Annotated in this window: 10 protein-coding genes and 2 pseudogenes; 6 read left to right on the top strand and 6 right to left on the bottom strand. The window is 67.0% G+C overall.

Annotation, left to right across the window (positions count from 1 at the left end; translation table 11 throughout):
- Nucleotides 1-28: 28 nt before the first annotated feature.
- Both pqqA and A8M77_RS31265 read right to left on the bottom strand, forming a co-directional pair.
- Complete coding sequence (gene pqqA / locus A8M77_RS37535) at nucleotides 29-103, bottom strand: pyrroloquinoline quinone precursor peptide PqqA (protein ID WP_143684781.1); 75 nt, start codon at nucleotides 101-103, stop codon at nucleotides 29-31.
- Between the two features lie 238 nt (nucleotides 104-341).
- Nucleotides 342-2,474, bottom strand: a complete 2,133-nt coding sequence (locus tag A8M77_RS31265; protein ID WP_086925368.1) for a sigma-54-dependent Fis family transcriptional regulator — start codon at nucleotides 2,472-2,474, stop codon at nucleotides 342-344.
- A gap of 249 nt (nucleotides 2,475-2,723) precedes the next feature.
- Here A8M77_RS31265 and pedF point away from each other — a divergent pair, with 249 nt between their 5' ends.
- A complete protein-coding gene (pedF, locus tag A8M77_RS31260) occupies nucleotides 2,724-3,260 on the top strand; it encodes a cytochrome c-550 PedF (protein WP_086925367.1) in 537 nt (178 codons plus the stop codon).
- Nucleotides 3,244-4,122, top strand: coding sequence for a substrate-binding periplasmic protein (locus A8M77_RS31255; RefSeq protein ID WP_238137040.1), 879 nt, complete (start codon nucleotides 3,244-3,246; stop codon nucleotides 4,120-4,122). The genes pedF and A8M77_RS31255 overlap by 17 nt, the downstream gene beginning before the upstream one ends.
- A gap of 14 nt (nucleotides 4,123-4,136) precedes the next feature.
- On the opposite strand, the gene A8M77_RS31250 is transcribed toward A8M77_RS31255, so the two are convergent.
- Together A8M77_RS31250 and adh are read right to left on the bottom strand one after the other, a co-directional pair.
- Nucleotides 4,137-4,544 (bottom strand): DUF779 domain-containing protein, encoded by a 408-nt coding sequence (locus A8M77_RS31250; RefSeq protein ID WP_086925365.1) that lies wholly within the window; start codon nucleotides 4,542-4,544, stop codon nucleotides 4,137-4,139.
- An 11-nt stretch (nucleotides 4,545-4,555) separates the two neighbouring features.
- A complete protein-coding gene (gene adh, locus A8M77_RS31245) occupies nucleotides 4,556-6,076 on the bottom strand; it encodes an aldehyde dehydrogenase (protein WP_086925364.1) in 1,521 nt (506 codons plus the stop codon).
- Nucleotides 6,077-6,446: 370 nt separating this feature from the next.
- Here adh and A8M77_RS31240 point away from each other — a divergent pair.
- The 3 genes and pseudogenes from A8M77_RS31240 to A8M77_RS37530 form a co-directional block, all read left to right on the top strand.
- Nucleotides 6,447-6,824: pseudogene (locus tag A8M77_RS31240) on the top strand (transporter substrate-binding domain-containing protein); the annotation flags it as partial.
- 15 nt (nucleotides 6,825-6,839) lie between these two features.
- Nucleotides 6,840-7,490, top strand: a complete 651-nt coding sequence (locus tag A8M77_RS31235) for an aspartate/glutamate racemase family protein (protein ID WP_086925363.1) — start codon at nucleotides 6,840-6,842, stop codon at nucleotides 7,488-7,490.
- 190 nt (nucleotides 7,491-7,680) lie between these two features.
- A pseudogene (locus tag A8M77_RS37530) lies at nucleotides 7,681-7,869 on the top strand (ESPR domain-containing protein); the annotation flags it as partial.
- Between the two features lie 255 nt (nucleotides 7,870-8,124).
- Here the strand turns inward: A8M77_RS37530 and A8M77_RS37320 are convergent.
- On the bottom strand, nucleotides 8,125-8,580 hold the full coding sequence (locus A8M77_RS37320; protein ID WP_272947463.1) for a hypothetical protein: 456 nt from the start codon (nucleotides 8,578-8,580) through the stop codon (nucleotides 8,125-8,127).
- Nucleotides 8,577-8,780 (bottom strand): hypothetical protein, encoded by a 204-nt coding sequence (locus A8M77_RS37040; protein ID WP_238137039.1) that lies wholly within the window; start codon nucleotides 8,778-8,780, stop codon nucleotides 8,577-8,579. Before A8M77_RS37040 ends, A8M77_RS37320 begins: the two co-directional genes overlap by 4 nt.
- Nucleotides 8,781-8,895: 115 nt before the next feature.
- Here A8M77_RS37040 and A8M77_RS36520 point away from each other — a divergent pair.
- Nucleotides 8,896-11,978: beta strand repeat-containing protein (locus tag A8M77_RS36520; protein ID WP_238137038.1), on the top strand; the 3,083-nt coding region annotated here is incomplete at its 3' end.

The raw sequence follows: 11,978 nt of genomic DNA, 5'->3' as shown, positions 1-11,978 counted from the left end.
GAAAGCCGCGCTGCCGCCAGCTGCTTGCTCAGCGGCTCGCGATGTACATCGTGATTTCGAAGCCGAAGCGCATGTCTTCAAACGCGGGTTGCGACCATTGCATGGAGTCTCCTTGGGGCAAACACAGTCCGGACGGGATTGCCCGGCTGGCCCCACACATTCCGCAAATCGCGTGCCTGCGGCGAGGCGGCGCGGCGGTTGCAAAAAGACTCGGGATTGCCCTGATGCGAGGGGCTATGAGGGTCGACGGGGAGCGCTCAGGCGACTCGCGGCACGGCGCGACGTGCTCCACTGCTCCATTGCGTGACAGCGCCGTGCGACGCTGGCACAGGGGAATTTCCCTAGGACTCCTTCCCCCACTTGAGCTTGCGATAGATCGTGTTGCGGCTGATCCCGAGCCGCTTCGATGCCTCCGAGATGTTCCCGTTGGCGGCGCTGAGCGTGTTCCGGATCAGGTCGATCTCGGCTTCGCCCAGCGTTCGTGGCGCGGCGGTGCATTCGGCCCCCGCTGGCGGGGTCGCCGAGGCGCCGGCACGATCGACGGCCAGGTCGTGCGGTGCCGAGCAGGCGCCCGCGAGCCCGTCGCCGGGCCATTCCACGCGTCCAGGAGGCAGAGGGTCGGATGCCGGCGCGGCCGCAACCGCCATCGGTCGCCCGTCTCGGGCGTCCTCCAGGAAGTCATCCGACAGATGGTGTTCCTCGATCTGCGCCTCGCCCGCGGCCATCACGACCGCCGTGCGCAGCACGTTCGCGAGCTGGCGCACATTGCCGGGCCATGCGTAGGTCTTGAACAGCGCCATCACCGAGGCGCTGATCTCTGGCGTCGCGTGCGGGCATTCGGACAGCAGGATGCGCCGCGCCACGACGTCCAGGTCGCGGCGATCGCGCAGTGCCGGCAGCTTGACCACGAGGCCGTTGAGCCGGTAGTACAGGTCCTCGCGGAACGATCCGGCCTCGATCATTTCGCGCAGCTTGCGGTGCGTGGCGCCGATCACGGCGATGTCCACCGGAATCGACTTGAGGCTGCCGAGCGGCGTCACGTTGCGCTCCTGCAGCACGCGCAGCAGCCGTGCCTGCAGGGCCAGCGGCATGTCGCCGATCTCGTCGAGGAACAGCGTGCCGCCGTTGGCCTGCACGATGCGCCCGACCGCGCCCTTGCGCCGCGCGCCGGTGAACGCGCCGTCCTCGTAGCCGAAAAGCTCGGCCTCGATCAAGGATTCGGGGATCGATGCGCAATTGACCGCCACGAAAGGCTGTTTGGCCCGGTTGGAGTCCTGGTGAACGGCGCGCGCGAGCAGTTCCTTGCCGGTGCCTGTTTCGCCGAGGATCAGCAGCGGAATGTCGCGGTTGAGAACGCGCTGCACCTTCTGCACGAGCGCGCCGATCTGCGGGTCGCCGGTGTTGAGGTAGTGCAGACCGGAGAACAGCGTGCCTTGTGCGGAATGCGCCGTGTCGCCGGCCAGCGCCTCGGAGGGCTTGCGGGCTGGCCGGTCGTTGACGATCACGTCCGTGGCGGCCTCGGAGCCATGCGCGTCCAGCACCATGGAGCGCTGCGGCCCGTTGAAACGCGCATTGACATGGAACTGCCGGCCGCTGGAGAGGCTCAGCGTCATCGGCATCGGCAGCGGGGCACGGAAGTGATCGAACACGGCCGACACCGTGATGCCGAACAGGCTGGTCAGGCTGTACATCCGCAGCGCCGCACTGCTGAGGCCCAGTTGGTCGAGGGCGCTGCGGTTGGCCCCGAGCACCTTGCCATCGGCACCGACCACGATGATCCCCTCGAGCAGGGTGCCGATGAATTCCGCGCGGGTGTGGAAATGCAGGCGCAGGCGGTTGCCGTAGTCGTCCGACAGCCACTGGTTCTCGATCATGCGTGCCGACATGCGCACCAGCCCCATGGTGTGCTGGTGATACGAACGCTGGTCGCCGGTGACGTCGAGCACACCCAGCATGTTGCCGCGCGGGTCGAAGATGGGTGCTGCGGAGCAGGTGAGGAAGCTGTTGGCGTGGATGAAATGCTCGTCGCCATGAACGACGGTGGGCGCCTCCTCGAACAGCGTCGTGCCGATGGCGTTGGTGCCCCTGGAATGCTCGGCCCAGTTCACGCCCGGCGCCAGGGCCACCTTGTCGGCGCGCTGCAGGAACCTGTCGTCGCCCACCGAGTGAAGGATGGTCCCTGCCACGTCGGCCAGCACGATCATGCTCTCGGTGTCGACGATCTGTTCGAACAGCATCTCCATCACCGGCGCGGCGTGGGTGAACAGGCGTTGGTTGCGTTCGCGGGCCACGGTGAGGTCGCTGCGCAGCAGGGGATCGAAGTCGACGCGTTCGGCGCGGGTCAGGCCCAGCGCGGAGCAGCGTTGATGCCATTGCTCGATCAGTTCGGTACGTGCCGGTTGTGTCGCGCAAGGCAGGGCCGCGGGAACGGTCCAGGTCCGGGCAGTCGCCAGGGGGCGATGGGGTGCAACCATTGTCTAGTCTCCTCTGCTTCTACCGGAGCAGGTTTGTCTCGATCGTGTTCAAGGCTCTCGTCAGGCCGCGTGTTCCATTTCGGCACAGTCCGCGCCGCTCCTCGCCGTGACACCCCATCCTGTGGCCTTCCAGGATGCCACAAAAGCGGAACAACCCACGCAATTTGTGTTCCTGCCTGCAACACCTCCCGCGTGGCACGGCGTTTGCGGATTCGCTCATGTTCCCACTTTCACTGACGGAGACCTGACATGACGATTTTCGATACGCGGGCAGAGCGGTGCGCCGACAAGGCCACCACCAGAGCCTGGCCGTGCAGAACTGCCCGCAGGGCCGGTGTTCTGCTCGCCGCCGCCCTGTGGGTGACGGCAGGCGCCGTGGCCTGGGCGCACGGCGACGTGACGCCGCAGGCCGTGGACACCAAGGGCCTGCCGGAGCTGGGCAAGGACTGGCGTGCGGAAAACCCCTACCGCGGCAACGCCGCGGCGATCAAGATCGGCACCTCCGCCTACAACCAGAACTGCGCGCGCTGCCACGGCATCGAAGCCATCTCCGGCGGCATCGCGCCGGACCTGCGCAAGATCGACAACGACTGCGCCGCGCTGAAGGATGCCGCGAAGAAGGCCGCATGCATCAAGGAGATGGACGACTACTACCTCGGGACGGTGCGGCACGGCCGCACGCGAAACGGGGCCGTGTACATGCCCCCCTTCGAGGGCATGATGAGCCAGGAAGCGATCTGGTCGATCAAGGCCTACCTCGAGACCCGCCGTGACAAGCCCATGTAGCCACGTGCCGATGCACGTCGCAGCGCCGTCGCGCCGGGCCTTCCTGCGCGGTCTGGGCGCAACGGCACTTGCCGCGGCGTCACTGGCATCGGCGGCCGGGCCGCTGGACCGCATCCGTGAGCGGGGCACGCTGACGGTGGCGGTCTACAAGGACATGCCGCCCTTCCACGTCGCCGGCAAGGGCATCGACGTCGATATCGCGCAGGCGCTGGCGGAACGGCTCGGCGTGAAGCTGTCGATGCTGCCCTTCCAGGCCGATGAGAACATGGCCGACGACTTGCGCAACATGGTGTGGCGCGGCCACTACCTGGGCTTCGGGCCGGCGGACGTCCTGCTGCACGTGCCGGTCGACAAACCGCTCATCGACGACACGCCGCAGGCCAACATCTTCGCGCCCTACTTCCGCGAGCGCGTGATGCTGGCTCGGCAGGTCGATCGTCTGCCGCCGCTTGACAGCCTGTCGGCGCTGGCAGATGCCAAGGGGGCCAAGGTGGCGGTGCCGGGGCAGACCTTGGCGGGATGGTTGCTGATCGGGGCCGACGGCGGCGCGTATCGCAACCAGCTCGACACGCAGTGGAAGGATGGAGCCGAAGCCGCGCGCGCGCTTCAGCGCGGCGAGGTGTCCGCCGCCGCCGGTCTGGCTTCGGAGCTGGAATCGGTGCTGCACGGCGATGCGCGCTTCGCCATCGCGCCCCTGCCATCGCCACGCGTCCGGCGCAACGGCTGGGCGGTGGGAATGGCGGTGAAGAAGGATGCGACCGATCTCGCCCAGGCGCTGCAGGCGGCCGTCGACGACCTGGCCAGCAGCGGGCGCCTGCGCGCGAGCTTCGAAAGCGCCAACGTGACGTGGATGGCGCCCTGACGACGCGAGGCCGGCTACGGCCGGCCCTGCGCTTCGAGCGCTTGCCACTCGGCGTCTTCGTACAGCCGGGACCGCGTCATGAAGCGCAGCCCGGTCGGACGCTCCAGGGAGAACATCCCGCCGTTGCCCGGCACCGCATCGATGATCAGGTGCGTGTGCTCCCAGTACGCGAACTGCGACCGGCTCATGTAGAAGGGTGTGCCGGCGATCTCGCCGAGGCAGACGTCGGCGTCGCCCGTGATGAACTCGCCCAGCGCGAAGCACATCGGCGCGCTGCCGTCGCAGCAGCCCCCGGACTGGTGGAACATCAACGGGCCGTGCTCCGCGCGCAAGCGCTCGATGAGCGCCTGCGCGGCCGGAGTCGCGGACACACGGGCCACCACCGGTGGATCGGCGGCAACCGTTCGTGCGTCGGACGACATGGCGGGATCGCTCAGAAGAAGCCCAGCTTGTTCGGGCTGTAGCTCACGAGCAGATTCTTGGTCTGCTGGTAGTGGTCGAGCATCATCTTGTGGTTCTCGCGGCCGATGCCCGATTGCTTGTAGCCACCGAATGCGGCATGGGCCGGGTACTGGTGGTAGCAGTTGGTCCACACACGGCCGGCCTGGATGCCGCGGCCCATGCGGAATGCGCGCGCGCCGTCGCGGCTCCAGACACCGGCACCGAGCCCGTACAGGGTGTCGTTGGCGATCTCGAGCGCTTCTTCCTCGGTCTTGAACGTGGTCACCGACAGCACGGGCCCAAAGATCTCTTCCTGGAAGATGCGCATCTTGTTGTGGCCCTTGAACACGGTCGGCTTGATGTAGTAGCCGGCGGCCAGTTCACCTGCCCTGACGTTGCGCTCGCCGCCGGTCAGGCACTGCGCGCCTTCCTGCTTGCCGAGGTCGATGTACGAGAGGATCTTTTCCATCTGCTCCTGCGAGGCCTGCGCGCCGAGCATGGTGCCGGTATCCAGCGGATGGCCCTGCGTGATGGCTTCGACGCGCTGGAGCGCGCGCTCCATGAAGCGGTCGTAGATCGATTCCTGGATCAGAGCGCGGCTGGGGCACGTGCAGACCTCGCCCTGGTTGAGCGCGAACATCGCGAAGCCTTCGAGTGCCTTGTCGAAGAAGGCATCGTCGGCCGAGAGCACGTCCTCGAAGAAGATGTTGGGCGACTTGCCGCCCAGCTCCAGCGTGACGGGAATGAGGTTCTGGCTCGCGTACTGCGAGATCAACCGGCCCGTGGTGGTCTCGCCGGTGAAGGCAATCTTCGCAATGCGAGGACTCGAGGCCAGCGGCTTGCCGGCCTCGAGGCCGAAGCCGTTGACCACGTTCAGCACACCTGGCGGCAACAGGTCGCCAATGATCTCCAGCAGGACCAGGATCGATGCAGGCGTCTGCTCGGCGGGCTTGAGGACCACGCAGTTGCCCGCGGCGAGCGCCGGGGCCAGCTTCCACACGGCCATCAGGACCGGGAAGTTCCACGGGATGATCTGGCCGACGACACCCAGCGGCTCGTGGAAGTGGTAGGCGTAGGTTTCGCTGTCGATCTCGCTGATGCCGCCTTCCTGGGCGCGGATGCAGGATGCGAAGTAGCGGAAGTGGTCGATCGCCAGCGGCATGTCGGCGGCCATCGTTTCCCGCAGCGGCTTGCCGTTGTCGAGCGTTTCGGCCACGGCCAGCGTCTGCAGGTTCTGCTCCATGCGGTCGGCAATCTTGAGCAGGATGTTGGCGCGCTCGGTGGTGGATGTGCGGCCCCATGCGGCCCTGGCCTTGTGCGCGGCATCGAGCGCGGCTTCGATGTCCTTGGCATTCGAGCGTGGGATGCTGGTGAATGGCTGGCCGGTGACGGGCGTCAGATTGTCGAAGTACTGCCCGTCGATCGGTGCCACCCATTGGCCACCGATGTAGTTGCCGTACTGCTTCTTGAAGGGGTTCGCAATGCCCAGGTTGCGCATTTCGGCCATGTCCATGAAGTCATCTCCTGTGAAGTTGAGGGAAGGGTCCATGGATGACTTCGCAATCGACGGGCCAACGCGTGCCACTGCGCTTGCGGTGAGTGCAAGTCGTTGTCGCGTAAAGGAATGTCCAGATTCGGCGGCGAGCCGGCGTGCGAGCCGGCGGACGGTTGCGCTGTGTCGAAGTGGAGCAGGTGTTGAGGGGTGGAGCAGCGCTTGCTCCGTCCGCCCCGAGGTTGTTCAGATCCCGTTTTTGCCGGGCCTTCGACCGATCGAAGCCGATGGCGGCGATTCGCGCATCCGTGGTGCCTGAAGGTAGGCGCCCGATTCGAAGAGCTGCGCTTCGGCCCCGTCGATGCGCTGGATCACCGCCTGGCCGGCACGGCTCGCGAGCAACAGCCTGGCGGGCAAGGACCACACCGACTCCTTCCTGCTGGTGGAGAGCGGCCGCGCGCACGCCTTCGTGCTCGACGACATCCTGCTGGCCGGCCAGCTCGCCAATGCCCGCAACCCGAAGGACTTCATCATCACCGGCGAGAGCTTGCGTACGGAGAACCAGTCGCTGATGTTCCGCAAGGACGACCCGCAGTTCAAGGCGCTGGTCGACCGCGTGGTCGGTGGCATGATGAAGTCGGGCGAGTTGGAGAAGCGCTACAACCAGTGGTTCATGTCGCCGATCCCGCCCAAGAACATCAACATCAACTATCCGCTCAATGCCGAGACGAAGGATGCCTTTGCCAATCCTTCGTCGAAGGGCATCTGAGCCGGAGCTTCGCCCATGACCCGCATCGCCCTGATCCACGCGCTCGCCCATTCGGTGGCTCCGATCAACGCCGCCTTCGAGCGCGACTGGCCCGAGGCGCTGCGGATGAACCTGCTCGACGACAGCCTCTCGGCCGACCTGGCGCGCGAAGGGCGGGGGCTGGACGCGGCGATGCACGAGCGCTTCCAGCGGCTGGCGCAGTACGCGGTGGATACGGGGGCGCAGGGCATTCTCTTCACCTGCTCGGCCTTCGGGCCCTGCATCGAGGCGGTGGCGCGGCAGCATGCGGGCATGCCGGTGCTCAAGCCCAACGAGGCCATGATCGCGGAGGCCGCGGCCGGTGCCGGCAAGCTCGGGCTGATCGCGACCTTCGGGCCCACGCTGCAATCCATGCCGCCGGAGTTCCCGGCGGGTGCCGAGCTCGAACTCGCGCTGGCCGAAGGCGCGCTCGACGCGCTCAATGCAGGCGACACACACGCACATGACGAGCGCATCGCGGCGCAAGCTCGCGTTCTGCGCGACAAGGGCTGCACGCGCATTGCGTTGGCCCAGTTCAGCATGGCGCGCGCCCGTGCGGCCTGCGAGGCGGCCTCGGGGCTGCCGGTGCTGACCACGGTCGACAGCGCGGTGAGAGCGTTGCGCACGCGCCTGGCAAGGCCTGTTTAGCGGGCGTCGCGCCGCGATCCTTCTGGGCATGCCGGTCTTCGGATGGGCGTGCTGGAGGGTCATGGAATCTCGCATTTTGTCGCGCAAATCTGACTGCGACGGCAGGGATTCATAGCATTCCCCGGTCGCCAAACCCCCTGGGTTTCAAGAGCTGCGGCCCGAGCTTCCGGCGTGCATTTGTGTGCGGGTCATGGTCATTTCGCAGGCGGCGGCATTGCCCGCCGCGCGCGTTGGCCACTGGACGACCCGAGGCCTTTTCATGAACAGAACGCATCGCAGCCTTTGGAACCCCTCGCTGGGTGCCTGGGTGGCCGCTCCTGAGAATGCCTCTGCGCGGGGCAAGCCTGGCGGCAGCGTTTCACGCATCGCCAGAGCTTGTGCGGTGACGGCCGCCGTGGGAGGCCGGATATTGATCCTGTCCAACACGAGTGCAGTGATCGGCGGCGTCGGCCTGCTTGCGCTGAATGCCGCCATCACTTCCGCAGCGCATGCTCAGTCTGTGAGCCTTGATGGGGGGCGCGGTCGCAACTCGGTCGACGGCACTGGCGTGGGGGGCGCCGGTGGTACTTCTGCCACTCCAGATGGATCGGCGGGTGATGGTGGTGGCGGTGGTGGTGGTGGTGTCAGTTTGTCCTCAGGGGTTGGCGGCAGCGGCGGCAAGGGTGGCGCGGACGGCGCAGGCGGCACAGGCGGTAGTGGTGGGAGCGTTGGGAGCACCACTCAAAGGAACAACACCGGCTTGCTGAGCGGCGAGGATGGCACCACTGGCGCGTTGGGAGGAGGTGGTGGCGGCGGTGGCGGTGGTGGTGGCGGCTTTGGCTTGGTCTTCTCGGGTGATGGCCCTGCAAGCAACTCGTCGCAGATCAACGGAGGTCACGGCGGTGATGGCAGAGGCGCGGTGCTCAACTCCGGCGGCCTTGGTGGCGGCGGCGCTGGCGGTGGCGGAGCGTTGCTTGGTGGTCAGGTCAGCTTCACGAACACCGGGTTCATGCGTGGCGGTGATGGCGGTGACGGCGGTAACGGCGGTGATGGCGGCATGGGGGTCCTGCTTGTCGGGAGTGGCACTGTGCAGAACGCAGGCACCATTCAAGGCGGCGTGGGCGGGGGTGATTTGCCTGAGCCGCCGCCGCCGCCTTTCCAACCTTCCCCCGGCAGCGGCAGCGGCAGCGGGACGTCGACGACGCCGCCGCCACCACCGCCAACGGCATCGCCAGGGGTATCGGGACCGCCACTGCCGCCGCCGCCACCGCCACTGCCACCGCCACCGCCGATGCGGGGCTCCGGGGGCATCGGTGTCGTGCTTATTGGCGGGGGGGCTGTGCTGAACACGGGCACCATTCAAGGCGGCGCGGGTGGTTTGCCTGGTGGTGGATCAGGGAGCCCTGGCGCCGGAGGCGCCGGTGTCATGGCGACCGGCAACGCCAGCATCACCAATGCCGGCAGCATCGGCGGTGGCCTGGACAGCATCGGCACGACGCGCGCGAACGCCGTCGACCTGACCGGCGGCAACAACAGGCTCACCCTGCAGTCCGGCTACAGCTTCACCGGCAACGTGGTCAGCAATAGTGGAGCGGCCAACGGCGGCCAGAACTGGTCGATTGCCGACGGCACCCTGCAAGGCGATGCCAACACCTTCGCCGGCAACATCAGCTTTGCGCCCGCGTCGCCCACCAGCAACCCCGGCGTGGTCTTCGATCAAGGCAGCGGCAACGCCAACAGCGCGGTGTCGGCCACCTACGCCGGCGCCGTCAGCGGAGCGGGATCGCTGACCAAGATCGGCGACGGCACTTTGACCCTCTCTGGCGCCAACACCTACAGCGGCGGTACCACTGTCACGGGAGGCACGCTGTCGGTCTCCGCGGATCAGAACCTGGGCGCTACCTCGGGCGTGCTGACCCTCGATGGCGGCAGGTTGCGGACCACGGCGGCCGTCACGATGGGGCGCGACATCACCATCGGCAGTGCTGGAGGTGGCTTCCAGACTGATGCCGATCTGACTTCCACTGGCGTCATCTCGGGAGCGGGCGGTCTGACCAAGACCGGCACCGGCACCTTGACCCTCTCCGGCGCCAACACCTACACCGGGACGACCACGGTCAACGCTGGCACCTTGAGGGCCATCGCCAACAACGTCTTCGGCAGCGGCAGCGCGGTCGGCGTGAAAGCCAACGCTACCCTGGACCTGAACGGCTTTGACCAGACCGTGGGCAGCCTGGCGGGGCTGGGCAACGTCACCCTGGGCAGCGGCACCCTCACGAGCGGGGGCAACAACACCACCACGCTCTTCGGTGGTCAGATCTCGGGAAGCGGCGGCCTGACCAAGACCGGCAGCGGGGTCTTGGCCCTCGCCGGTGCCAACACCTACACCGGGGCGACCATTGTCAATGCAGGCATCTTGAGGGCCGTCAGTGCCAACAGCGCTTTCGGCAACGGCAGCGCGATCACCGTCAACGCCAACGCCACCCTGGATCTGAGCGGCTTCAGCGAGACCGTGGGCAGCTTGGCAGGATCGGGTCTTGTCACCTTGACCGGCGGCTCGCTCACGAACGGGGGCAACAACGCCGACACCATCTTCAGCGGCCAGATCTCGGGAAGCGGCGGCCTGACCAAGACCGGCACCGGGACCCTGACCCTCGCCGGCGCCAGCACCTACAGCGGTGGCACCACGATTTCGGCCGGCACGCTGCAGATCGGCAATGGTGGTAGCACGGGCTCGCTGACGGGCAATGTGCTGAACAACGCGACGTTGGCCTTCAACCGATCCGACACCATGAGCTTCACCGGGGCGATCTCCGGCAGCGGCGACGTGATCAAAGCCGGTGCCGGCACCTTGATCCTCACCGGCACCAATAGCTATGCCGGCGGCACGGCCTTCAATGGTGGCGTGGTCTCCATCTCCGACAACGCCCACCTGGGCAATACCGCAGGCGGCCTTGCCTTCAACGGCGGCACGTTGCAGACCACGGCCGATCTCACCATGAACCGTGCCACCACGCTCGATGCGCTGGGCGGCACCATCGACACGCTTGCAGGCACGGCCATGACCCATCAGGGCGCGATCGATGGGGCAGGTGGTCTCACCAAGACAGGCGCCGGCATGCTGACGCTGACGGGGACCAACACCTACACCGGGACGACCACGGTCAACGCAGGCACCCTGCTGTTGGGCAATGAGGCCGCGCTGGGGGTCGTCAGCACCAATGCCGCCATCGTGAACGCCGGCGGCACCCTCGATCTGGGGGGGCAAAGAATACAGCCCAGTGTCAGCTTGAGGGGGGGCACCCTCGCCAACAGCATCGGAGACGGCGGCCTCGACGGCGCGCTCGACCTGGGCACCGGAGCCACCAACACCATCCACAACAGCGGCGCTGGCCTCACCCTGTGGGGCGCCCTTGGTGGCGACGGCAACGTCGCCATCGCCGGCAGCGGCTCCGTCAACTACCGCGGTACCAATACCTACACCGGAAGGACCACGATCAATGCCGGTGCCACCCTCACCACCGAGGCTGCCGGCGTAGGAGCCGGCAGCGGCATCATCAACAATGGCGCACTGATCCTCGAGCAGCGAACCGGCAGCGGTACGGTCAGACAGGCCATCAGCGGCAGCGGCACCGTGACCAAGAGCGGGTTTGGGACGATCGTGACCCTCACCGGTGCCAACACCTATACCGGAGCGACGACCATCGGCCAAGGTAGTACCTTGCAAGCCGGGGCCGCCAACACCTTCAGCGCGGCCAGCGCGGTGACACTCGATGGCGGCGCCACCCTGGACCTGAACAACTACAGCCAGACCCTCGGCAGCCTGGCGGGCGATGGCTTCGTGACCCTCGGTGACTCGGGTGCCGGAATCTTGACGGTCGGAGCCGACAACAGCAGTACCTTGTACCAAGGCTACATCTCAGGAAGCGGAGGACTGACCAAGGTCGGCACCGGCACACTGACCCTGGCCAGAGACAACACCTACACCGGCGTGACCACCATCAACGACGGCACGCTGGCTCTGGCCAGCAACAACGCGCTGGGTGCATCCACGGTCATCGTGAATGGCGGCACCCTGCAGGCCGATACCGACCTCACCGCGAGCGGCAGCGTCATCGGCGACGGTGCCCTGACCAAGACCGGCGCCGGCAGGCTGACTCTCACGGGTACCAACACCTACACAGGTGGCACCATCGTTGCGGGGGGCACGCTGTCGGTCGCCACGAACCAGAACCTGGGGGATGCCGCAGGCTCGCTGGCCCTCAATGGCGGCACCCTGCAGAACACTGCTGCTTTCACGACCGGGCGTGACATCACCATCGACAGCGCCGGGGGTGGCCTCCAGACCGATGCTGACCTGACATCCACCGGCGTCGTCTCGGGAGCAGGCGGCTTGACCAAGACCGGTGCCGGCACCTTGACCCTCAGCGGCGAGAACACCTACAGCGGCGGCACCGACCTCAAGGAAGGCGGCGTTGCCGTTCGCAACAACAGGGCCCTGGGCAGCGG

Origin of the sequence: Variovorax sp. JS1663, from assembly GCF_002157355.1 — a bacterium.
GTDB lineage: Bacteria > Pseudomonadota > Gammaproteobacteria > Burkholderiales > Burkholderiaceae_C > Variovorax.
Note: the sequence above shows the minus strand (reverse complement) of the source record. Positions and strands in the feature narration are given on the sequence as shown.